Annotated in this window: 18 protein-coding genes; 12 read left to right on the top strand and 6 right to left on the bottom strand. The window is 73.2% G+C overall.

The annotated features are described in order from the left end of the window. The first annotated feature begins 84 nt into the window (after window positions 1-84). Together ACWGR4_RS11930 and ACWGR4_RS11925 are read left to right on the top strand one after the other, a co-directional pair. Window positions 85-888: a hypothetical protein gene (locus ACWGR4_RS11930; protein ID WP_452132291.1), complete on the top strand. Its 804-nt coding sequence runs from the start codon at window positions 85-87 to the stop codon at window positions 886-888. A 106-nt stretch (window positions 889-994) separates the two neighbouring features. Further along, a complete protein-coding gene (locus ACWGR4_RS11925) occupies window positions 995-3,334 on the top strand; it encodes an HAD-IC family P-type ATPase (protein WP_452132290.1) in 2,340 nt (779 codons plus the stop codon). A gap of 62 nt (window positions 3,335-3,396) precedes the next feature. Here ACWGR4_RS11925 and ACWGR4_RS11920 read toward each other — a convergent pair whose 3' ends face one another. Beyond that, complete coding sequence (locus ACWGR4_RS11920) at window positions 3,397-6,522, bottom strand: sacsin N-terminal ATP-binding-like domain-containing protein (protein WP_452132289.1); 3,126 nt, start codon at window positions 6,520-6,522, stop codon at window positions 3,397-3,399. A 246-nt stretch (window positions 6,523-6,768) separates the two neighbouring features. On the opposite strand from ACWGR4_RS11920, the gene ACWGR4_RS11915 reads away from it, so the two are divergent. Then, entirely contained in the window at window positions 6,769-7,026 is a 258-nt protein-coding gene (locus tag ACWGR4_RS11915; RefSeq protein WP_452132288.1) for a hypothetical protein, read from the top strand. A gap of 200 nt (window positions 7,027-7,226) precedes the next feature. Here the strand turns inward: ACWGR4_RS11915 and ACWGR4_RS11910 are convergent, their stop codons facing one another. Further along, window positions 7,227-8,078, bottom strand: coding sequence for a DUF3027 domain-containing protein (locus ACWGR4_RS11910; protein ID WP_380000006.1), 852 nt, complete (start codon window positions 8,076-8,078; stop codon window positions 7,227-7,229). Window positions 8,079-8,212: 134 nt separating this feature from the next. Between ACWGR4_RS11910 and ACWGR4_RS11905 the strand changes: the two genes are divergently transcribed. Genes ACWGR4_RS11905 through ACWGR4_RS11890 form a run of 4 tightly spaced genes read left to right on the top strand, consistent with a single transcriptional unit; the run spans window position 8,213 to window position 11,740 of the window. Further along, window positions 8,213-9,781: an MFS transporter gene (locus ACWGR4_RS11905; protein ID WP_379999375.1), complete on the top strand. Its 1,569-nt coding sequence runs from the start codon at window positions 8,213-8,215 to the stop codon at window positions 9,779-9,781. Between the two features lie 10 nt (window positions 9,782-9,791). Beyond that, a complete protein-coding gene (locus ACWGR4_RS11900) occupies window positions 9,792-10,253 on the top strand; it encodes a DUF2771 domain-containing protein (protein ID WP_379999373.1) in 462 nt (153 codons plus the stop codon). A 3-nt stretch (window positions 10,254-10,256) separates the two neighbouring features. Continuing rightward, window positions 10,257-10,907 carry a futalosine hydrolase gene (locus ACWGR4_RS11895; RefSeq protein ID WP_452132287.1) on the top strand — a complete coding sequence of 217 codons (651 nt, stop codon included), beginning with the start codon at window positions 10,257-10,259 and terminating at the stop codon, window positions 10,905-10,907. Further along, on the top strand, window positions 10,904-11,740 hold the full coding sequence (locus ACWGR4_RS11890) for a 1,4-dihydroxy-6-naphthoate synthase (RefSeq protein ID WP_379999368.1): 837 nt from the start codon (window positions 10,904-10,906) through the stop codon (window positions 11,738-11,740). Before ACWGR4_RS11895 ends, ACWGR4_RS11890 begins: the two co-directional genes overlap by 4 nt. 52 nt (window positions 11,741-11,792) lie before the next feature. On the opposite strand, the gene ACWGR4_RS11885 is transcribed toward ACWGR4_RS11890, so the two are convergent. After that, entirely contained in the window at window positions 11,793-12,176 is a 384-nt protein-coding gene (locus tag ACWGR4_RS11885; RefSeq protein WP_078976718.1) for a cold-shock protein, read from the bottom strand. A 203-nt stretch (window positions 12,177-12,379) separates the two neighbouring features. Between ACWGR4_RS11885 and ACWGR4_RS11880 the strand changes: the two genes are divergently transcribed. After that, window positions 12,380-12,616, top strand: a complete 237-nt coding sequence (locus ACWGR4_RS11880; RefSeq protein WP_078976717.1) for a hypothetical protein — start codon at window positions 12,380-12,382, stop codon at window positions 12,614-12,616. A 38-nt stretch (window positions 12,617-12,654) separates the two neighbouring features. Here ACWGR4_RS11880 and larE read toward each other — a convergent pair whose 3' ends face one another. After that, window positions 12,655-14,079 carry an ATP-dependent sacrificial sulfur transferase LarE gene (larE, locus tag ACWGR4_RS11875; RefSeq protein WP_452132292.1) on the bottom strand — a complete coding sequence of 475 codons (1,425 nt, stop codon included), beginning with the start codon at window positions 14,077-14,079 and terminating at the stop codon, window positions 12,655-12,657. Window positions 14,080-14,269: 190 nt separating this feature from the next. Between larE and ACWGR4_RS11870 the strand changes: the two genes are divergently transcribed. Further along, window positions 14,270-14,479, top strand: a complete 210-nt coding sequence (locus ACWGR4_RS11870) for a hypothetical protein (protein ID WP_452132286.1) — start codon at window positions 14,270-14,272, stop codon at window positions 14,477-14,479. 40 nt (window positions 14,480-14,519) lie between these two features. On the opposite strand, the gene ACWGR4_RS11865 is transcribed toward ACWGR4_RS11870, so the two are convergent. Next, window positions 14,520-16,166: a DNA repair helicase XPB gene (locus tag ACWGR4_RS11865; RefSeq protein WP_452132285.1), complete on the bottom strand. Its 1,647-nt coding sequence runs from the start codon at window positions 16,164-16,166 to the stop codon at window positions 14,520-14,522. Between the two features lie 293 nt (window positions 16,167-16,459). Between ACWGR4_RS11865 and ACWGR4_RS11860 the strand changes: the two genes are divergently transcribed. Beyond that, window positions 16,460-17,344 (top strand): ABC transporter ATP-binding protein, encoded by an 885-nt coding sequence (locus ACWGR4_RS11860; protein ID WP_379999360.1) that lies wholly within the window; start codon window positions 16,460-16,462, stop codon window positions 17,342-17,344. Continuing rightward, window positions 17,341-18,186, top strand: a complete 846-nt coding sequence (locus tag ACWGR4_RS11855) for a hypothetical protein (protein ID WP_452132284.1) — start codon at window positions 17,341-17,343, stop codon at window positions 18,184-18,186. Before ACWGR4_RS11860 ends, ACWGR4_RS11855 begins: the two co-directional genes overlap by 4 nt. Window positions 18,187-18,226: 40 nt before the next feature. Here ACWGR4_RS11855 and ACWGR4_RS11850 read toward each other — a convergent pair whose 3' ends face one another. Next, a complete protein-coding gene (locus ACWGR4_RS11850; protein ID WP_452132283.1) occupies window positions 18,227-20,644 on the bottom strand; it encodes a helicase-associated domain-containing protein in 2,418 nt (805 codons plus the stop codon). Between the two features lie 406 nt (window positions 20,645-21,050). On the opposite strand from ACWGR4_RS11850, the gene ACWGR4_RS11845 reads away from it, so the two are divergent. Next, window positions 21,051-22,115, top strand: a complete 1,065-nt coding sequence (locus tag ACWGR4_RS11845) for a hypothetical protein (RefSeq protein ID WP_452132282.1) — start codon at window positions 21,051-21,053, stop codon at window positions 22,113-22,115. Window positions 22,116-22,298 lie beyond the last annotated feature (183 nt).

Raw genomic sequence — 22,298 nt, 5'->3', positions numbered from 1 at the left:
ACAGCCGAAACGGGAACCGGTCTCTCCGCTTGTGCGTCGGGGCACGCGCGGGCCCCGTGCGGGCCGCCAAGTAGCCTTGTTTTCGTGAGCAGGCACGGGAGCGGGAAACGACGGCGCACCTCGCCGGATCCGGACGACACGGGCGTGGCGCGGACGGATTCGGCCGCGACGCCGGATCCGGTCGACGACACGTTCGACGCGAGCGCCCCCGGCAGCGGTGAGTACGCGGCGCACGGGAGCGAGCCCTACCCGGCGCCGGATCACGGCACCGCGGACTATGGCTCTGCGGATTACGGCTCGGCGGACTACGGCTCCGGGGAGTACGCCGCGACCTCAGGCGAGTACACCGCCACCTCCGGCGAGTACGCCGCCGCGAACTACGCCGCCGACTACCCGCAGAACGACTACACGGCCCCCGAGGCGGCCTACGGCTCCGGCGGCTACCAGGCCGCCGTACCGGCCTTCGAGCCCGACGCGTACGACTCCGGGAACCACACGACGCCCGAGTACGGCGCGAGCGCCTACGACCCGGCGACCGACCCGGCCCTGGGCGGGGGAACCGCCGAGTTCGCCGCCGTCACCGATGCCGCGGATGCCGCCGGTGTCGCCGATCCCGCCGACGAGCCCGCGCCGCCCGCCGACCGGGAGCCGCCCGCCGCAGACACCGGCATGCGGCCCGCCCCGCCCCCGCTCGAAGGCGACATCATCAAGCTCGTCGCCGTCGGCAGCGTGATCTGGTTCGCGCTGTTCGTGGTCGCCTGGTTCATGCGCGACTCGCTCACCGACGACGGCCGCGACTGGTGGCCGTGGTGCGCGCTGGCCGGCTCGGGCCTGGGCCTGTTCGGCCTCTGGTACTGCCGCCGCCTGCAGAGCGCGCGCGACGACTAGGGTGCGTCGGCCGGCCTCGGCCCCGTTCCGGGCCTCCGGTGAATGTACTCGGCAACCCGCCTGGAATAGCCACAAAATCCGACATTCACTGACGTAACGTCAGGGCATGATCGATGCCCCCGTCACCATCACCGGGCTGACCGACGCCGAGGTTGCCGAACGTGTCGCGGCCGGCCGGGTCAACGACGTGCCCGGCCGTTCGAGCCGCAGCGCCTCGGCGATCGTTCGGGGCAACGTCTTCACCCGGTTCAACGCCATCATCGGCACTTTGTTCGTGGTGATCCTGGTCGTCGGCCCGGTCCAGGACGGCCTGTTCGGCCTGGTCATCGTCGCCAACACGGCCATCGGCATCATCCAGGAACTGCGCGCCAAACGCACCCTGGACACCCTGGCGGTGATCGGCGAGGCCAAACCGCGGGTGCGCCGCGGCGGGCACACGGTCGAGGTGTCCGCGCGCGAACTGGTCCTGGACGACGTCTGCGCGCTCGGCGCGGGCGAACAGGTCCTGGTGGACGGCGTGGTGGTCGAGGCCGACGCGCTCGAACTGGACGAGTCGCTGCTGACCGGCGAGACCGATCCGGTCCACAAGAGGATCGGCGACCCGGTGATGTCCGGCAGCTTCGTGGCCGCCGGCAACGGCGCGTACCGGGCGACCAAGGTCGGCGGCGACGCGTACGCCGCCCGACTCGCCGAGGAGGCGGGCCGGTTCACCCTGGTCGACTCGGAACTGCGTCAGGGGCTGAATCGGATCCTCACCTACGTCACCTGGCTGATGATCCCGGTCGGGATCCTGTTGATCATCAGCCAACTGCGCACCGACGACGGCCTGCCCAACGCGCTGCGCGGCATGGTGGCCGGGCTGGTCACCATGGTCCCCGAGGGGCTGATGCTGCTCACCTCGGTCGCGTTCGCGGTCGGCGTGGTGCGGCTGGGCCGGAAGCAGTGCCTGGTCCAGGAGTTGCCCGCGATCGAGGGGCTGGCCCGGGTGGACGTGGTGTGCCTGGACAAGACCGGCACGCTCACCGAGGGCGGCATGGACGTGGCCGAGGTCCGTACGCTCGACGACACCCTGCCGATCGGCCAGGCCCTCGGCGCCCTCGGCACCTCCGACCCGCGCCCGAACGCGAGCCTCCAGGCGATCGTGGACGCCTACCCGGCGCCGCGGGGGTGGTCGATCACCGACGTCGCCGCGTTCTCCTCGGCCCGCAAGTGGAGCGGGGCGAGCTTCGCCGAGCGCGGCACGTGGCTGCTGGGCGCGCCCGACGTACTGCTGCCCGAAGGGCATCCGGTGCCGGCCGAGGTGGACGAACTGGGCGCGAAGGGGTTGCGGGTACTGCTGCTCGCGACCGCCGACGCGCTGACCGACGAGGCCGGCGCGCGAGCCCACCCGGCCGCGCTCGTGGTGCTCCGGCAGCGGCTGCGCCCGGACGCCGCCGAGACGCTGCGCTACTTCGCGGGTCAGGGCGTGGCGACCAAGGTGATCTCCGGGGACAACGCGCTCGCGGTCGGCGCGGTCGCCGCCAAACTCGACCTGGCGGGCGCGGAACACGCCGTGGACGCCCGCCGACTGCCCGAGGACCGCACCGAACTCGGGCAGGCGCTGGAGGAGAACACCGTCTTCGGCCGGGTCACCCCGCAGCAGAAGCGGGCCATGGTCGCCGCCCTCCAGGCCCGCGAGCACACGGTGGCGATGACCGGCGACGGCGTGAACGACGTCCTCGCGCTCAAGGACGCCGACATCGGGGTGGCGATGGGCTCGGGCAGCGGGGCGAGCCGCGCGGTCGCCCAGATCGTGCTCCTGGACAACCGCTTCGCCACGCTGCCCTCGGTGGTGGCCGAGGGGCGACGGGTGATCGGCAACATCGAGCGGGTCGCGAACCTGTTCCTGGTCAAGACCGTGTACGCGCTGCTCCTGTCGCTGCTGACCGGTGTCGCGGGCGTGGTCTTCCCGTTCCTGCCCCGCCATCTCACCCTGATCGGCTCGCTCACGATCGGTGTACCGGCCTTCTTCCTGGCGCTGGCCCCCAACGCCGAACGCGCCCGCCGGGGCTTCGTCCCGCGCGTCCTGCGCTTCGCGATCCCGGGCGGCGTGGTGGCCGCGGGGGCGACATTCCTGTCCTACTGGCTGGCCCACCTGAACAGCGGCACCGACCTGAAGGAGGACCGCACCACCGCGGTGATCACCCTGTTCCTGGTCGCGATGTGGATCCTGGCCATCGTCGCCCGCCCCTACGCGTGGTGGAAGATCGCCCTGATCGCGGCGATGGCGGCGGCCTTCCTGTTCACCCTCTACGTCCCCTTCGCCGCCGACTTCTTCGCCCTCTACCCCCAGGACCAGGGCAACAACGGCACCGCGATCGGCATCGCCATCGCCGCCGCCGCCCTCCTGGAGGCGGGCTGGCACGTATCCGGTTGGCTCAGCCGCCGCACGGGCGACGACGGGTAGGCCCGCACGACCCGCGCCCCGGGTGGGGGCGGCTCGCCCAGGAGCCGCCCCTCCCCCCGGGGTCAGACGCCGTCGAAGTCGCGTTCCGTGGCGAAGTGGGCGGCGTTTTCCGGGTGGGTGAGGAGTTGTTCGACCTCGAAGCGGCGGTGCCATTCGCCGGCGGCCCAGGCCAGGCCGCGGGCGACGCCCTCGAACGTGGTGGCGTGCACCTTGCCGTCGATGTAGCGCCAGTCCGCCTCCAGTTCGGTGCCGTCCGGGCCGGAGACGATCAGCTCCTCGTGTTCGACGTACTCCTTCGGCGCGTCGGGCATCGCCACCAGCACGTCGTCCGGGACCTCGTGCACGGTGCCCTCGGAGAGCACCTTGCCGGGGATGGTCTCGGACAGCAGCGGTACGTCCAGCAGGTCGGCCAGCGCCTCCGCCCGGTCCGGGCGCACCGGCAGCACCACGTGCGTCGCGTCGTCCGCGACCAGCGCCGCCAGGTCCGGCGCGTCGCCCACCAGCGCGTCCGCGACGTCGGCCACGGTCATCCGGCCGCCGCAGACCCCGCGCAGCTCGGTCGGCGCGGACAGCCGCTCCGGGGTCACCTCGGCCAACGCGGTGTACAGCGCGCGCAACTGGTCCCGGGTCACCGCCCGGTCCGGGTCCGCCAGGCGCTCCAGCAGCTCGTCCGGGCCGTCCGGGTCGGCCAGCAGCGCCGGAAGCGTCGTACGCACGCCCAGGGCGGTCAGGAACACCGGATCCAGGCTCGCCCGGACCCGGTCGTAGAGGCCGTGCAGCAGCCGGTCCCCGTCCAGCGCGAGCAGCCCCGCCGGGCGCCGGCCGTCCAGCACCGGGTGCCCGCGCAGCCACCACGAGGTGTACGACGGCACCCGGGCCCGGCCGCCGTCGGGCAGCAGCACGTGCGCCGGCTCGGTCACCGCGTTCCGCAGCGGCGGTGTGGCCAGCACCTCCAGGGCCTCGTCCCACGCGTCGTCCGCGACCAGGTCCAGATCGCGCACCGCGGCGAACCCGGCCAGCACCGGCGGCACGCCCTGGTCGGGCAGGTGGTCGAGCACGTCGTCGAGCCAGTCGTCCTCGGCGTCCAGGTCGTGGTCGCAGCCGTCGTGGTCGAGGACCACGTCCTCCTCCCGGACCAGGCCGAACGTGCCGAGCACGCCGACCGCCTCCAGCACGTCCTCGCCCCAGCGCTCGACCAGATCCGGGTGCGCGACGCCGAGCGCGTCCGGCTCGACCACCGCGGCGATCCGGCTGCCGGGCAACATCAGCTCGCCCGCCGGCACCGCGTCGCCGTCCACGTCCGGCAGCAGCAGCGCGGCCAGCCACGGTTCGTCGCCGGCGGCGATCCGGGCGGCCCGGACCAGCTCCAGGACCGCGTCGGCGATGTCGTCGCCCTCCTCGCCCTCGCCGACCGCGGCCCGCACCGCCGGATCGGCCAGCACCGCCCGCGGCGTGGCCCGGACCGCGCCGAGCCGCTCCAGGAGCGGATGCGTCGCGTCGGGGTGGGCCACCCGCAGCCGAAGCACGTCCAGCACCGCCGGGTCCGGACTCTCCGGGCAGGGCAGCAGGACCCCCCTCGGCCCGCGCACGATCCGACCGTCGGCCAGCGGCACCGGCAACGCCCCGAGCGCGTCCCTGGCCGCGGGGTCGAAGGCGTCGTACAGATCCCGCCACCAGCTCGGCTCCCGCTCCATCCCCGCGAGTTGGTCGACCACCTCGGCCAGCGGCAGCCGACGCACCCCCAGCACCCGCAACGCGGCGCTGCGATCCAGACCGGCCGGCAGCAATCCGGCCACCACCGGCGCCAGCGCCTCGACCAGTCGCGGGCCCGCCGTCTCGATCAGCACCGCGTCGCGCGGGCGCAGCAGATCGCGGTCGCGCGCCGCGGTGCCCCGGTCGAGCAACAGCGCGTCGCGATCGTCGGGTTCCGCCTCCACGACGGACCCGTCGGCGGAGGCAGCGGTGTCGAAGGCGCCCGAGAACCCGGCGCCCGGCGCCGCGGCCGGCAAAAACGCGGTCTCCGCGAGCCGATCGAGCACCGCCCGGCGCAGCAGGCCGTCCAACTCCCCCTCGCCGGTCGGCCCCGGCACCAGGCTCAGCACGGCGGTGGTGGTCACCGGCCAGGTGCCGAGCAGCCCGGCGTAGGTCTCGGCGGCCCGCTCGATCAGGAAGTCGCGCAGCGGGCCGGGCGCGGTGTGCCGGCGGGTCGGGTCCAGCGGGAAGGACGCGACGAGCAGGGCGGGCAGCCCCAGCGGCTCGTCGGTGGGCGTGGGCGCGTGCACGACGGGTCGTACGCTCGGCCGGCGCGGATGGTCGGCGGCGTCCAGCGGCACCGCCCACAACACCGACCAGGCGGCCCGCCGGCGCTCCTCGGTGGGCCGGTCGGCGAGCAGCGCGGGCTCCAACGCGCCGCCGTCCTCGGCGACCCGCCAGCGGGTCTGCACGCCGTTGTCGGTCACCACCAGGGCGCCGCCGTCGGCCCGACAGGTCAGCGTCCGCACACCCTCCGGTGTCTCGATCACGATCTCGCCGAGCCGGCGCAGGGTGAGCAGCAGCGCGTCGTCGACCTCGGCGAGCAGCCGGGCGGCCAGGTCCACCGCGGCGCCGTCGCGCAGCGGCAGCACCACGCACGTGTCGTAGTCCTCCGGCGGGGTTCCCTCGGCCGGCATCGGCAGCCGCAGCACCGGCACGCCGCCGTCGCGCCGGGCCAGTTCGTCGGCCAGTCCGGCGTTGTCCCGGGCCTGTTCCGCGACCAGGTCGCGGGCCTCGTGCAGGGACCAGCGCACCCCACCGGTCCGGGAGAGCACACACGGCTCGTCGGTGACCGCGAGCACCGCGGCGAAGCCGACGCCGAACCGGCCGACCGCCTCCGGCCCGTCGTCGCGCTTGGCCGAGGCGCGCAGCGTGGACAGCGCCTCGACGCCCGGCGCGTGCAGCGGGTCGCCGGTGTTGGCCGCGACCAGGACCCCGTCGCGAAGGGTCAGCCGGAGCCGGCCCACCACGCCGGCCCGGGCGGCGGCGTCGGCGGCGTTCTGCGCGAGTTCGACCACGAGCCGATCGCGATAGCCGCCGAGGGCGAGTTCCTCCTCGGCGTTCGCGTCCTCCCGAAAACGTGCGGGCGACGCGCCCCACGCGTCCAGTACGGCTCGCCGAAGCGAAGCGGTGCCAAAGCGGTCGTCGATGCCCATGCCGTGCGCCGTCCCTCGATCGCGGATGTGGCCGGAACCCTATTGCGTTTCCGGCGCCGCGGCCGCTCGGCGATCCCGGTCCGTGGAAAGCCGCGCGAAACGGCGTGGGGACGATGCGGACAGGCAGTGGATCAAGTCACACAAAACCCCTACAAACGACAAACGACAGTCCTCTGGTCGACCCGGCCGCTACGGGAGTGGACACATCCGTGGGGGCAACCCCAGTCGGCTACGGAAGGGGACAACGTGGCTACCTACCGCACGCAGATCCAGTACGGGGCGCCCAACGCGCCCTGGCACGACGACGCGGACCTCGCGATCGTCATCCAGACGCGTAACGCCGTCGCGCCGGACAAGGCACGTCCGGCGACGGGCACCCAGGTCACCTGGTCCGGCCCGCAGGGCAACGGATCGATCACGTTTTTCGACGACGGCGCGAGCTTCCAGGGCGCCGCGCAGTTCCCGGGCGAGGGCCCGGTCGCCTACCGGGGCACGGCCCGCTGAGTCGACCTCGGGAACCGAGTCGGCCGCGCGAGCCGAGTCGATCCCACGAACGCATCGAAGCCGCCACCGATTCGGTGGCGGCTTCGTCGTGCGCTCGACCGGACCGGGCCGTGTCCGCCGGACAGGACCCGGACCCGATCGCACGCTGCGGACATTTCGGATATTCAGCGTAATTCGGATTAATTGCATCTCGCGGTCGATCAGGAGTGGCCCAACTGGTCCTCTCCGGGCTCCATGCCGTCCTCGTCCACCGCGCTCTCGACCGGGCGGATCCGCACGGTCTCGATCCGGTACTCGTCCAGGGACAGCTCGGCCGCCGGCGTCGCGGCGGGCATCACCGCGGCCTCCGAGTGGCCACCGCAGCCGTAGGCCAGCGAGACCATCCGGCCGTCGGCGGGCGAATACTCGTTGGCGCACACGCCGAACGCCTGCCCGAGCGGCCCGCCGACCTTGACCAGGAAGCCGCAGCTCGTGCAGTGCGCGGGCGCGGCCTGGGCCATCGGCGTGGCTCGGCCGAAATGCTCGTCCCAGCGGTCGGCGGCCAGATCGCGCCCGACCGGGGACAGTACGCGCGCGCGCCCCTGCCCCAGCTCGTACGCGACCGCCTTGGGGCCGAGCCCGATCGGCTCGGTCGATTCCTCCTCTGTCTCGTCCGCTCCGGTGTAACCGAATTCGAGACGGGGGTCGTCGGCGTCGGTGGGCAACAGGTCGCCCACGCCGAGGTCGCCGGGACGAAGGCGCTCGTTCCACGGCACCCACGCGGGCGCGAGCAGCGCCTCGGGGCCGGGTACGAGGACCGTTTCGTCCACGGTCACCAGCTTGGCGCGGGGCGCCCGGGCAACGGTCACCGCCCAGCGCCAGCCGTGGTAGGCGGACTCGCGGCACGCGAACAGGTGGGTGACCAGGCGATCACCATCCACCTGTACACCCAGATGCTCGCCGACGGAGTCCTGACCTGCGGCTTCCTCGGCAGCGGCGAAGGCAAGATCAACCGCCTCTGCGCAGAGGCGGTCCGGGGTTCGACTACGGGTCGCGGCACTCACGAGAGTGATTCTCTCTCACGCGTCGAAGGTCTCCACCGCCGATACCCTCAAAACACGTCCGATTCCCGAACGGGCGCGCGGAGCGAGCCCTTCCTGGCGTGTCGCGACCGCATCATCCGAGGGAGCAAGGGCAGGATCCCGGCGTGGCAGCCTCCAAGACCAGTACCGCATCACGGCGCACCATTCGCGCGCCCGGCTCCACCCGCGGGTCGTCCGGCAGGAACCGAGGTCCGGGGCGACGTGCGCTCGGCCGGTTCGGTGGCCTGTTCACCGGCGGCTTCGGGAAACTCCGCGGCGCGGCCCGGGCCAAGGGCGCCGGCGAGAGCGGCCTGGCCAAGCTGATCGAGCTGCACCTGATCAACAACGCGGGCGACGCGCTGGTGACCATGGCGCTGGCCACCACGATGTTCTTCTCGGTGCCCACCGGCGAGGCGCGCGACCGGGTGGCGATGTACCTGCTGATCACCCTCGCGCCGTTCGCGCTGCTCGCGCCGGTGCTCGGGCCGATCCTGGACCGGATGCGCCGAGGTCGCCGCTTCGCGATGGCGCTGGCGATGCTGGTCCGGGTGGGGCTGTGCTGGTTGATGGCCGGCTCGGTGAACGACGGCGGCCTGGAGCTGTACCCGGCGGCGTTCGGCGTGCTGGTGTCCTCGAAGGTGTACGGGGTCAGCCGCAGCGCGGTGGTGCCCCGGCTCCAGCCGCGCTCGGTCTCGCTGGTCAAGGCGAACTCGCGGATCACCATGTTCGGCCTGATCGGCACGATGGGCGCGGCGCCGGTGGCGGGCGGCCTGAAATACGCGTTCGGCACGCCCGGGATCCTGTACGGCGCCTGCGTGGTGTTCACCTTCGGCGCGATCCTGTCCTTCACGCTGCCGTCGAAGGTCGACTCGGCCGAGGGCGAGGACCGGGCGTCGTTCACCGCCGAGGCCCCCGGCGTCGAACACGAGCGCAAGGTGTCGCTGGCCAAATTGCGCGGCGGCAAGGGCGGTACGAGCACCGAGACGGTGCCCGAGCCCCGGACCGAGGAGTCGGGCGAGGGCCCGGCCGCGGCGAGCGGCGAGCGCGAATCCGGGCGCAAGCCGATCCGGGTCAAGACCTCGCGGCGGTTGCGCAGCGTGGGCCCGTCGGTGGTCCAGGCGTTGTGGGCGAACGCGGCGCTGCGCGGCTTCTCCGGGTTCCTGATCATGTTCCTGGGCTTCTTGATGCGCAAGCACCCGGTCGCCGACCTGTCCGCCACCCAGGCCACCATCGCGGTGGTGATCGCGGCCGCGGTCGGCAACGCGATCGGCACCGCGCTCGGCGCGTGGCTCAAGTCCCGCGCGCCGGAGGTGATCATCACCGCCGTGTTGCTCGCGTCCGCGTCCTGCGCGGCGTGGGCGGCGGTGATGTACAGCCTGGTCACGGTGCTCGCGGTGGCGGCGGTGGCCGGTCTCGCCCAGGCGCTGGGCAAGTTGTCGCTGGACGCGATGATCCAGCGCGACATCCCCGAGGCGGTGCGCACCTCCGCGTTCGCCCGGACCGAGACCGCGCTCCAGGTGGCGTGGGTGGTCGGCGGCGGCGTGGGCATCGCGTTGCCGCTGAACGGCACGCTCGGGATGAGCGTGGCGGCCGGTGTGCTGACCCTGGCGCTGGTGATCGTGGGCCGCAAACTGACGACGCGCCGGGCGCGCCGCAAGCGGTCCCCCGGCATGCGGCTGCGAACCGCCCGGTAATCTTCCGATCATGAAGACTCGCCGCCCTGCCGCCCTCGCCGGTGCCGCCGTCCTGGGCGCGCTCGCCCTGACGGGTTGCAACCTCGACAAGCCCACGCCGATCGTGACCATGGTCAGCGGGACGACGTCGGTCCACTCCGAGGCCGAGTGCTACAAGGACGACGGCTCGATCGACGAGAAGAAGGTCGACGGTTGCCTGAACAAGACCGACGGCCTCACCAAGCTCTCGGTGTCCGAGGGCGGCGGCTTCTCGATCGGCGTGGACAAGGAACTCGCCGACGACGGCTGGGTGCTCCTGGTCGACGGCAAGCCGCAGACCCAGTCGCCGATCAAGACCACGTACTACTCGGGCCTTCGGCTGAGCTACGGCACGCCGGAGAAGGAGAGCGAGCCGCTGCTGGTGCAGGTCGTGCAGCCGGACGGCAAGCAGGGCTACCGGGGAATCTGGTCGTTCAAGGTCGCGAAGAAGTAACCCTTGCCCATCCTGGTGATCACCGCCGTGGCCGCCGAGCGCGACGCCGTGCTCGGCGGTTCGCGTTCGTGGCGCATACCCGGCCCCGACGTGCTCGCGGTCGGCGCGGGCCCGGCGCATGCGGCCGCGGGCACCGCCACGGCGCTCGCGCGTGGCTCCTACGACCTGGTGGTCAACGCCGGTATCGGGGGCGGCTTCCCGGGGGTGGCGCCGGTCGGCTCGACCGTGCTCGCCACCCGGGTGGTGGCGGCCGACCTGGGGGCACAGACCGCCGACGGGTTCGTGCCGATCGAGGAACTGGGCTTCGGGACGAGCGGGTTCGAGGCGGACCCGCGACTGGTCACCCACGTGGGTGACATTTTGCGCGCCGCCGGCGTCCCGCTCGCCACCGGCCCCGCGCTCACCGTCTCCACGGTGACCGGAACCGCCGAGCGCGCCGCCGAGTTGGCCGCCCGCCACGCGGGCGCCGCGGTCGAGGGCATGGAGGGCTTCGGCGTGGCCACCGCCGCCGCGGCCCACGCGGTGCCGATGCTCGAACTGCGCACCGTCTCCAACGCCGTGGGCCCGCGCGATCGGGCGGCCTGGCGCATCCCGGACGCGCTGCGCGCACTCACCGCGGCCTTCGCCGCGCTCGAAGGGAGCCTGACGCCGTGACCCTGTCGCTGGCCTATTCGCCGTGCCCGAACGACACGTTCGTCTTCCACGCCTGGACGCACGGCCTGCTCCCGGACGCGCCGCCCGTCGAGGTGCGCTACGCCGACATCGACATCACCAACGGCCTGGCCGAGCGCGGCGAGCTGGACCTGCTGAAGGTGTCCTACGCGGCGCTGCCGTGGGTGCTGGACGAGTACGCGCTGCTGCCCTGCGGCGGGGCGCTGGGGCGCGGTTGCGGCCCGCTCGTGCTGAGCCTGGGCGCGAGCACCCCCGAGGCGCTGGCGGGCAAGGTGGTCGCGGTGCCGAGCGAACGCTCCACCGCGTACCTGCTGTTCCGGCTCTGGGCTGCGCGGCACGTGCCCGGCGGGGTCGGCGAGATCCGGGTGTTGCCGTTCCACGAGATCATGCCCGCGGTGCGCGACGGCGTGGTGGACGCGGGGCTTGTCATCCACGAGGCGCGCTTCACCTACACGCGGTACGGCCTGACCTGCCTCGCCGACATGGGCGACTGGTGGGAGTCGGACACCGGCCTGCCGATCCCGCTCGGCGCGATCATCGCCAAGCGCTCGCTGGACCTTTCCGCCCTGGCCGCCGCCGCGCGCGCCTCGGTCGAGCATGCCTGGGCCGACCCCGCCGCGTCGCGCGCCTATGTCCTGGAACACGCCCAGGAGATGGATCCGACGGTCGCCGATCGGCACATCGGCCTGTACGTCAACGAGTTCACCCGCGACCTGGGCACCGAAGGGCACGCGGCGGTGTCCGCGCTGCTCGACCGCGCCGCCGCCGAGGGCCTGGTCCCGCCCGTCCCGGCCGGCGCCCTCGAACTCCCCTAGGCCGTACGGGGGATCGCCGGGCGGGCCGCGTGGGCCCACCCGGCGCCCGTACTCACGTATCGAGTTCGTCGGCGACGGCGCGCAGCAGTTCGGCGACCTTCGCGGTGGCCCGTTTGTCGGGGTAACGGCCGCGCTCCAGCGTCTTGTCGACCCCCTCCAGGACCTTGAGCAGGTCCTGGATGATCGAACTCATCTCGTCGGGCTTCTTGCGGCTCGCGGCGACGACGGAGGGGCGCGGGTCCAGGACGCGGAGCGAGAGGGCCTGTTCGCCGCGGCGCCCCTCGACGATCCCGAACTCGACCCGGGTGCCGGGCTTGAGCGTGTCCAGGCCCTGCGGCAGTGCCGACGCGTGCACGAACACGTCGCCTCCGTCGTCCCGGGACAAAAACCCGAAGCCCTTGTCGGTGTCGAACCACTTGACCTTGCCGGTGGGCACGGGAGACCTCGATCGTGTCGGGACGGCTTCGTCGGGACTTTTACGAGCATTTACCAGGCTGGGTGGGGCGCACACATCGAATCCGAGCAGGAACGCGTAGTGACCCCGTTCACTCGTCCAGGCTAATGGTCGCCTTCTCGGCCGGACATCGGGATACCGCCCCGCGCGCGAGCGGCCCGGGTCGGGGCATCTACCCTGGGTCGGTGTCCAACGCATCCGCAGGCCCCGGCGATCGGCTCGTCCGCGTCGGCGCGCTGCTCTTCGCCCTCGGTACGGTCGCCACGCTCGCCACCGTCACCCCCATGCTGATCGGCGCGCACGCGCTGCCGACCGCGGTGTATCTGCTCAGCGCGCTGATGCCGATCGGCTTCGCGATCGCCGCCGCGGGCCTGGTCAGGTCGATCCGCAGCCGCCGCCGTCCGGTGCCGAAACTGCTCTGACCCACGCCGAGCAGCCTCGGCGGCGTCGGCTCATCGGCTCATCGGTACGACTCCGGGTCGGGCAGCAGTTCGTTCATCGCGCCCTCGCGGTAGCCCAGCGGGTCCACCTCGACCCGGGCGAAGCCCGCGTCGCGGACCGCGGCCAGGGCCGGTTCGTGGCCGGCCACGGCGGTGCTCAGCGCGGCGTCCACCTCGATCCGCGCGAACTGCCCCAGATCGCGCACCCGCAGATTGCGCACCGCGATGCCGTCCCGGGCCAGCACCACCCGCAACGCGGTCTCCGCGCGTTCCACCCGGGCCAGCCGGGCCGGGGTGATCGCCACCCCGTAGGCGACCCGGCTGGACAGGCAGGCCGCGGCCGGCTTGTTCCAGGTGGGTAGGCCCCAGGTCCGGCTGATCGCCCGGATCTGGGCCTTGGTCAATCCGGCGTCGAGCAGCGGGGTGACCGCGCCGGCCTCGGCCGCCGCGGCGATCCCGGGCCGAAAACCCGCGCGCGCGTCGTCCGCGTTGGTGCCCGTGGCCAGGTGCGCCATCCCCGCCGCGCGGGCCACGGGGGCGAGCACCGCCATCAGCTCCGTCTTGCAGAACCGACACCGGTCGCCGTTGTTGTCGCGGTAGCCCGCCCGGGCCATCTCGTCGCTGGGCACCAGCTCGTGCCGCACCCCCAGCTCGGCGGCGAAGGCCCGCGCGGCGTCCCGTTCGATGGCGGGCAGACTGGCCGAGTCGGTGGTCAGCGCGAGCACGTCGGCCGCCCCCAGAGTGCGTACCGCCGCCGCGAGCAGGAACGCCGAGTCGGCGCCGCCGGAGAACGCCACCGCGACGCTCCCGAGCGAGGCCAACCGCTCGCGCAGCGCGCCCAGCCGCAGGTCGGCCACGTGCGCGTCCAGCCACGCCGGAAAGCGGGTCAGGTCCGGAAGCACCACGTCGGCCCCGGCCGCCCGCAGCTCCTCGGCGGAGATCGGCCCGGTGGCCACCCCGACCGCGATCGCGCCGGCCGCCCGGGCCCCGATCAGGTCGCCGAGGTGGTCGCCGACGTACACCCCCGCACCCGACGCGCGCAGCGCCACGCCCTTCTGCTCGCCCCACAGATCGCCGACCAGGTGGTCCACGGCCAGGTCCAGATGATCCAGGTGCAGCCGGGCGTTGGGCTCGTGCTTGCCGGTGACCACCATGGTGCGACCGCCGTGTCGGTGCACCGCGGCCAGCGCCTCGCGCGCACCGGGCAGCACGTCGGTGCCGTGCACGGCGTGGTGCGGATAGATCTCGCGATAGCGCGCGGCGACGGCGCTCACCTCGTCCGCCGGAAACCAGTTCGCCACCTCGATCTCCAGCGGCGGCCCGAGCCGGGAGACGATCAGCGGGATGTCGATCGCCGCACCGGTCTCCGCGGCGAGCACGGACCATGCCGCCCCGATGCCGGGGCGCGAATCGACGAGCGTCATGTCCAGGTCGAAGCCAACGATGAGGGCATTCACCCGTTCAGCCTACGACGCGGCACGGTGCATGCCGATGACCGATTTCCGGCCCCCGCCCCCGACCCGAGCGGGTCGGCCGGACGGGCCACTCCTAGGGGATGGTCACCCACAAGAGGTAGCGCAGCGGGCGCCCGGATGCTGACGCGTCCGTCGTGTCGGGCGTCGTAGCGTCGAGGACATGAGCACGATGACGCATCTCCCCGCCCACGGTTCCCTGCGGATTCCCCCGCTGCGCGGCTCGGCCCCCGCCGCGATCCCGTTCGCCGACCTGGTCCGCGCCCGGCTGCGCAGGCCCGCGCACACGAGCGCGCGGATCGCGCGCGGCACGTGGATCCTCACGAGTACCGCGGTGCGGGTCACCCTGCTCGGCCGGCACGCGGTGCCGTGACCGCGCGCCGGACCGCCCCCGGCGTCGCCGCCGTCGTCCGCTACATCTGGGTGTCCACGTCGTCGGAGTCGACGATCCGGTACGCGTAGCCCTGTTCGGCGAGGAACCGTTGCCGGTGCGCCGCGAAGTCCTGGTCGATGGTGTCCCGGGCGACCACCGAGTAGAACCGCGCGCCCCGGCCGTCGGCCTTGGGCCGCAACACCCGACCGAGTCGCTGGGCCTCCTCCTGCCGCGAGCCGAACGACCCGGACACCTGGATCGCCACCGTGGCGTCGGGCAGGTCGATCGAGAAGTTCGCCACCTTGCTGACCACGAGCGCCTGCACGGCGCCGGTGCGAAACGCGTCGAACAACCGCTCGCGTTCCTTGTTGGTGGTCTCGCCCTTGATCACCGGCGCGTCCAACACCTCGCCCAGCTCGTCGAGTTGGTCGATGTACTGGCCGATCACCAGGGTCTGCTCGCCGCGGTGCCGCTCGACCAGGTCCTTGACCACGCGGGTCTTGCTCGCGGTGGTCGCGCAGAACCGGTAGCGCTCCTCGGGCTCGGCGGTCGCGTACGCCAGGCGTTCCGTCTCGGTCAGGGTCACCCGGACCTCGACGCAGTCGGCCGGCGCGATGTATCCCTGGTTCTCGATCTCCTTCCACGGCGCGTCGTAGCGCTTGGGACCGATCAGCGAGAACACGTCGCCCTCGCGGCCGTCCTCGCGCACCAGCGTCGCGGTCAGACCGAGCCGGCGCCGGGCCTGCAGGTCGGCGGTGAACCGGAAGATGGGGGCGGGCAGCAGGTGGACCTCGTCGTAGACGATCAGACCCCAGTCCCTGGAGTCGAACAGCTCCAGGTGCGGATACACGCCCTTTCGCCGCGTGGTCACCACCTGGTAGGTGGCGATGGTCACCGGCCGGATCTCCTTGCGGGTACCGCTGTACTCGCCGATCTCGTCCTCGGTCAGCGAGGTGCGCTTGACCAGCTCGGACTTCCACTGGCGGGCCGAAACCGTGTTGGTCACCAGGATCAGCGTGGTCGCCTTCGCGGTCGCCATCGCCGCCGCGCCGACCAGCGTCTTGCCCGCGCCGCACGGCAGCACCACCACGCCCGAGCCGCCGTGCCAAAAGCCCTCGACCGCCTCCTGCTGGTAGGCGCGCAGGCTCCAGCCGTTCTCGGCCAGCTCGATCGGGTGCGCCTCGCCGTCCACGTAACCCGCGAAGTCCTCGGCGGGCCAGCCGAGCTTGAGCAGCACCTGCTTGATCTGGCCGCGCTCGGAGGGGTGCACGATCACGGTGTCCGGGTCGACCCGGACCCCGACCAGCGGCGCCATCTTCTTGCTGCGCAGCACCTCCTCCAACACCGCCCGGTCGGTGGTGGTCAGCACCAGGCCGTGGGTGGGGTGCCTGGACAGCTGCAGGCGCCCGTAGCGGCCCATCGTGTCGGCGACGTCCACCAGGAGCGCGTTGGGCACGGGGTAGCGCGAGTGCCGCAGCAGTACGTCCACGACCTGCTCGGCGTCGTGGCCCGCGGCGCGCGCGTTCCACAGGCCCAGCGGGGTCAGTCGGTAGGTGTGCACGTGCTCGGGGGCGCGCTCCAGCTCGGCGAACGGCGCGATGGCCCGGCGGCACTCGGCGGCGGTCTCGTGCCCGACTTCGAGAAGCAGGGTCTTGTCGGACTGGACGATCAGGGGGCCGTCGGGCACGGGCCAACCTTTCCGCGGGTGGAGGGGACGGGACCAACAAGTGTCAACCATTCGCGGTGTGCGCGTGTTCCGAACGACCCTCGTCCCCGTCGGGAGCAGGGTTCGGGGCCCGTACTGCCCAGGGAGGAGCGCGAGACCCATCCTTACGGAGGAACACACAAACCGGCCGGCCTACCTACCCTGGATACTTGATGGCGCAACCAATGTCGTCGGCCTCCGACGATCGGGCTCCCCGTCCCGGTCGCACCGCCGTCGAGACCCCCGAGCACGCCGGCGAACCGACTGGTCCCGCCGTGCTCACGCGCGCCCTGACCAGGGATTACGGCGGTGGCACCGGGATCTTCGGGATCGATCTGACGGTGCCGCGCGGCTGCGTGTACGGCCTGGTGGGACCCAACGGCGCGGGCAAGACCACGCTGTTGTCGATCATGGGCGGCACCCGGCGGGCCGACTCGGGCGAGGTGGTGTTCGGTGTCGATCGGCGCCGGGTCGCGGTGTCGACGGATGTGCCCGAGTTCGAACCGTGGTTGACCGCGTCCGAGGTGGTCGAGTTGGCCGGAAACCTCGTCGATCGACGGTTGCCCCGGGAGAAGGTGAAGGTCGCGCTGCACCGCACCGGCCTGTCCGGTTGCGGCGATCGTAAGGCCGGCTCGCTCTCGCGCGGCATGACGTTGCGCCTGGGACTGGCCGCGGCCCTGGTCGCGGACCCCCAACTGCTGATCCTGGACGAGCCCACCTCGGCCCTGGACCCGCGGGGTCGAGCCGATGTGCTGGACCTGGTGGCGAGTTTGCGCGAGCACACCACGGTGGTCTTCTCCAGTCACATCCTGGCCGATGTACAGCGGGTGTGCGATCACGTCGGCGTGGTGCGCGCGGGTCGGCTGCTGTATCAGGGCTCGACCGCCGAACTCGTGGACACGCACATGCGACCGAGTTGGCTGGTGCGGGTGCGCGGCGGGGGAACCGACCTGCTGCGCGCGTTCGCGGCGGAGAACTGGGTGGCGCGCGTATCGTCGATGCGACCGGGGCTGTTCCGGGTGGAGGCGCGTTCGCTGGAGGCGGGCGAGCGGCATCTGGCCGAGGTGCTCAGTCGCTGCTCGGCGCGGGTGGTGTCGGTCGCGCCCGAGGAGTCGGACCTGGAGGCGGCATTCCTGTCCATCACCGGAGGTCCGCGATGACGCGCTCGGGGGCCGTCCAGGCGCCCGCGTCGTCGGCGCCGACGGTGCCGGCGGTGGTGGCCGCGCCCGACCGGGTCCCGCGCGGGCCGCGCCGGCTGGGGTTGTGGCGGCTGGAGTGGCTGCGGTTGACCCGTACCCGGCGGTGGTTGTTGCTCCTGGTGGCCTATCCGGGCGTGGGGCTGGTCGGCCCGGTGTTCGCCCGGCACCGCGACCAGATCCTGGAGGCGCTGCGGATCGAAGGCGTGCCGCCGGCGACCGGGATGCGGGCCGACAGCGGGATGGCGGTGTACGTGTACGGCACCGCCCAGGTCGGGCTCCTGGTCGGTCTGGCGCTGATGGCCAGCGCGCTCGCGGTGGACCATCGAGCGGGCCTGGCCGCGTTCCATCGCACCCGCATGCACCACGCGCGCGATCTGGTGCTGCCCCGCTACACGGTGACCCTGACGGCGGTGGCGATCGCCTACGTGCTGGGCATGTTGATCGCGTGGGCGCAGGTGCACTGGATGTTCGGTTCGTTGTCCGCGCGCTCCGTGCTCTACGGGGCGTTCTACGGGCTGATGGGCACGGTCGTACAGGTCAGCGTGGTCGCCGGGATGGCCGCGCTGCTGCGCCGGCCGGTGGCGATCTTCGGCGCGGGGCTGGTCGTCGTCATCCTGATGCCGCTCGCGTCGCTGTGGCGGCCGCTGCGGTCCTGGCAGCCCACCGAGTTGAGCACCGCCCCGATCGAACTGCTGCGCGGACACTCCGCCGGCGAGTACACGAACAGCCTTGTGATGGCGCTGCTGATCTCCGGGCTGTGCGTGTGGCTCGCGGTGTGGCGCATCGGGCGGCGGGAGATGTGAGGACCGGACGGGGGCCTTGGGGGCCTTGGGGCCGTCCGGCTCAGGCCACCTCGGCGACGCCGGTGATGCGGTGCAGCGGGTAGGTGTGGATTTCGCCGGTGGCCTGTTCGTGGGCGGTGACGTAGCCACCCTCCAGGCGTAGCGGGATCACGATGTGCTGGGTGGCCCGGCCCTCGCGGGTGACGTGGCCGATCCACACCGCGCGGCGGTCGGCGTGCGCGGCCTGGAGCGCCAGAAGGGTTTCGGCGGCGGAGGTGCGCGGGAGTTCGACCGGTTCGCCGTCGCGTTCGGGGGTGGTGTCGGCGCGGCTGGTGGCGGCGGAGTCGCCCGCGCGGATCGCGGTCACCGCCGCGACCAGCAGGGCCTCCGTCGGGGTCGGCGGTTCGCCCGCGACGCGGGGCGGGGCCGAACGGGGTGGGGTGCGTCTGGTGTCCGGGCGGGTCAGTACCAGGTCGCCGGTGGCCGATTCGGCGACCGGGGCCAGGCCCATCGCGCGCAACTTCTCCAGGACCGTGTCGGGCGCGGACTCGGCCGCGAGCACCGTGGGGGCCAGACGACGCAGGCGCAGCCCGGCGGCGCGGCGATCGGCGAGCAGTTCGCCGAGCAGCGCGTCGTCGTCGCAGCGCAGGAAGGCGGCGGCGGTGCCGACCCGGATCCGGCCGTGCCGGCGGGCGACGTCGTCCACGAGGTAGCTCAGCGGTTGCGGCACGGGAGTGCGCGAGTGGGTGGCGAGCAGGTGGTGCAGGTCGGTCGCGGTGCGGCCGGCGTCGAGCGCGCGGCGCACCGACTCCTCGGTGAAGCGGTACACGGTCGCCCCGCCGGTGGATTCCACGTCGGCGGCCAGGTGCAACTCGTGCGCGAGGTCCATCACCAGCGGGCCCGGGGCCACGGCGGTCAGGTCGGCCTGGAGCAGGACGTGGTCCAGCGGCTCCGGGAGCAGCGGGGTCAGCGCGTCGCCGGCCTCGTAGACCCGGCCCTCGACGAGCGGGCGGGCGTAGTCGGCGAACGCGCCGCGGCCGGTGATCCCGAGCAGTTCGGCTTCCACGAGCATGGCCCGGAACAGCGCCTCGGGCAGGCGCGCGGCCCGGATCGGCTGGTGCCAGGTCAGGTGGGCGAGCAGCGAGTCGGCGTCGGTGGCCGCGCCCGGGGGCAGTGCGGCAAGCGTGGCCAGGATCCGGCGGCGCACCTCGGGCGCGGCGGTCCGGTCGACCTGGGTGCCCAGCGCGCCGACCGGGCGGTCCTTGTCGTCGCGGGTACCGACCAGGGCGGGCACCCGGGTGGTCTCCAGCCAGGTGCCGGCCAGCGCGGCCCACCGGGTTCCCACCGGGGTGCGCCGCCAGGTGTCGTACGCGGGGGTGGGCAGCCACTGCTCGTCCGGTTCGCCGTCGCCCGCGACCAGGCCCATCGCGTAGGCCACCTCCAGCCACAGCGCGACCTCGGCCTCGGGCACGTCCAGCTGTACCGCCGCGCGCTTGAAGTCGCGCATGCCCAGGCCGCCGGCGCGCAGCACGGGCGGGCCGCCGGCGCTCCATGCTTCGAGCAGGTCCTCGACCCGCCGCACCGCGGTGAACGCGGAGCCGGCCGCCAGGTCGTCCACAGCCTGTGGATCGTATGCGCGCACCGGCAGCTCGGGGGGTGTGGGCAGCGGCGTCCGGTGCACCCGGCCGCCGCGCAGATGCAGCGCGACCTCGCGGGGCAGCACCACCGCGTCCGGCCCGGCGGGCACGAGCAGGGCCCGGGCGAGCAGCCACTCCACAGGGGTGCGGGCCGCGTCGGCGCGCACCGGCCGGTCGGCGCCGCGCACACTGCCCGTGGGCGGACCCCAGACCAGCTTGTCCAACACCTCGCGGGCGGCCTCCGGGGCCTGGCCGAGCAGCGCGTCCAGGCGCGCCCGGTCGGTGCACAGGTCGGTGATCGCGGCGATCGCGGAGACCGCGTCGTGGGTGGAGCCCAGACCGAGGTCGGCGAGCACGTCCTGAAGCCGGGACGGCGCCGTCGCGGCGAGCGCGCCGGCCAGCGTCGGGCCCAGGCCCGCCGGGCTCGCGCCGACCAGGTCGCGCACCGTACGCACCACCCGCAGCGCGTTGTCGGGCCCCCACAGCAGGGCCTGCTCGCGCAGCGCGGCCACGGCCCGCCCGACCTCGTCCGGGGCGGTGCCGATCAGCGTGTGCAGCCGGGACACGGCGAAGCCGTCGGACAGCACCACCGCGGCGTCGACGACCTGGAGGGTGAACCGGTCCAGGCGCTCCAGGGCGCGCGCGATCGAGGCCCGGGTGGTGGCCCGGGTGGCGAGCTGGGTCAGGTCCACCGGGACCGGGGTGGTCAGGTCCGGCCGGGCGCGCAACAACGCGCCGAGGTCCGCGTCGGTGCGTCCGCGCAGATCCTCGGCGAGCGTCCGGGGGCCGGACTCGGCGGCCCGATCCGCCTCGGCACGGGTGGGCGACGCAGCTGTGGTCATCCCATCAACGTTAGACGGTCCGCCCGCCGGCGATCACCGCTCCCGGAATCCGAGTGCCCGGTCGGCGCGCGAGCGCCCCGGATCGGGCCGCCGGAGCCGGTCGCGGGCGCCTGCGCGAACCCCGCTCGCGCGGCCCGAACGCCCGACCGGCACCCGGTCCGGCACGACCGCGGACCATGGGTGGTACGGGCTCCCGGACCCGGGGCGCGGACGCCGACCGCGACCCCGATCACGGGCCCGGATCGAGCCGCGAAAGCCGCGGCGCGCACCCTTACGATCACCATTTCCGCCAACCTCTCGCTCCGCTACGCCCGCACCCCTACGCTGAGTTGTCGCTTTACCGACGCATGACGCGGCGGGCGCGGCACCGACGCAGACGAACCTTCGGCGGGGGTGAGGTGGGGGCGTGAACTTCGAGAGCGATCATCTGGTTCTGCAATACCTGGGCGAGGTCGGTGACGCGGCCCAGCGCAAACTCCGCCCCGCCGACCGGGCCCGGCTCGTGGAGCGGCTGCGCAGCCAGATCAACAGTGAGCGCGAGCGGCTGAACGCGCACAACCCCGGCGCGGTACAGGCCATCCTCGATCGGCTCGGCACGCCGGAAGCGGTGGTCGGCCAGGAGTTGTACCGGCTCGGCGACCTGCGCGACAGCGGCGCCGACGACGGGGTCGGCGCGATGTCGATGCGGGGGTCGCGGCATGCGACGGTGGCCCGCCAGATGGGCTTCCGCGCCGACGCCACGCCGATTCCGGCCATACGGGATCCGTCTCGGCCGCCGCCGGCGGCGCCCGCGCCCGCGCCTTCCCCGCCCACGCCGCCCGCGCCCCGGGTCTCGCCCGAGGGTGGTCCGCCCACACTCGCCGAGACCGCGGCCGGTGGCGGTGGCGGTGGCGGCACGACGACCAAGCCCGCCGCGCCCGCGGATCCGGAGGAGGAGCCGCTGTGGTGGCGTTCGCCCCCGGAGGGCGACATGCCGGAGCGGCCGACCCCCGACATGTACGGCGACGGCTCGCTGCACGCGCCGGCGTATCCGATCGGCGTGGCCTCGGACCCCTCGGCCGGCTGGGACGACGCCTCGCTGACCGAACCCACCCCGGTCATGGGTGTGTTCGGCGGCCCGGGCGCGCTGCGCACCCAACTGCGCGAGGTGTTCGCGATCGCGCTGATGACGGTCGGGGCGATCGTCGCCTCGACCGTGGTGGTGGTGCTCGGCCTGCTCGTGGTCTTCACCGCGGCCGCGTGGTCGCTCAAGGAACGGCGGTTCGCCGCGTTCTACATCCCCGGCACGACGGCGCTCGCCTTCGCCATCGGGATGTGGCTGCGGGCCACCGGGCACCTGGGCACCGATCTGACCCGGGACGAGGCCTGGGACCGGTTCGGCGAGTTGGTACCGGCGATGGTCCGGGTCGCCGCGATCGCCGCGTCGTTGTACCTGCTGTGGCGGCTGAACCGGCGCCGACTCACCACGTAGACGCGGGGACGGGCCCGTGTCGCGACCCGCCCCCGGTGTGATGTACTCCGCCGCCGGGAGCGGGATTTCCGCTCTTTACGATTCCATTAATTAGGTTAGCCTTACCTCATCTGCACAGGGCGGCGCCCGGACCTACCGCTAATAGGTCCGGGCGCCGCCCTGTGCACACTGCCAGATGAGGAG

The sequence above is a fragment of the Embleya sp. NPDC055664 genome (assembly GCF_053618075.1).
Note: the sequence above shows the minus strand (reverse complement) of the source record. Positions and strands in the feature narration are given on the sequence as shown.

Bases quoted from the DNA above. Each gene is read 5' to 3' on its own strand.
- ACWGR4_RS11850 (WP_452132283.1), bottom strand. From the start codon at position 20,644: ATGACCACAGCTGCGTCGCCCACCCGTGCCGAGGCGGATCGGGCCGCC.
- ACWGR4_RS11855 (WP_452132284.1), top strand. From the start codon at position 17,341: ATGACGCGCTCGGGGGCCGTCCAGGCGCCCGCGTCGTCGGCGCCGACG.
- ACWGR4_RS11920 (WP_452132289.1), bottom strand. From the start codon at position 6,522: ATGGGCATCGACGACCGCTTTGGCACCGCTTCGCTTCGGCGAGCCGTA.
- ACWGR4_RS11925 (WP_452132290.1), top strand. From the start codon at position 995: ATGATCGATGCCCCCGTCACCATCACCGGGCTGACCGACGCCGAGGTT.
- ACWGR4_RS11870 (WP_452132286.1), top strand. From the start codon at position 14,270: ATGAGCACGATGACGCATCTCCCCGCCCACGGTTCCCTGCGGATTCCC.
- ACWGR4_RS11900 (WP_379999373.1), top strand. From the start codon at position 9,792: ATGAAGACTCGCCGCCCTGCCGCCCTCGCCGGTGCCGCCGTCCTGGGC.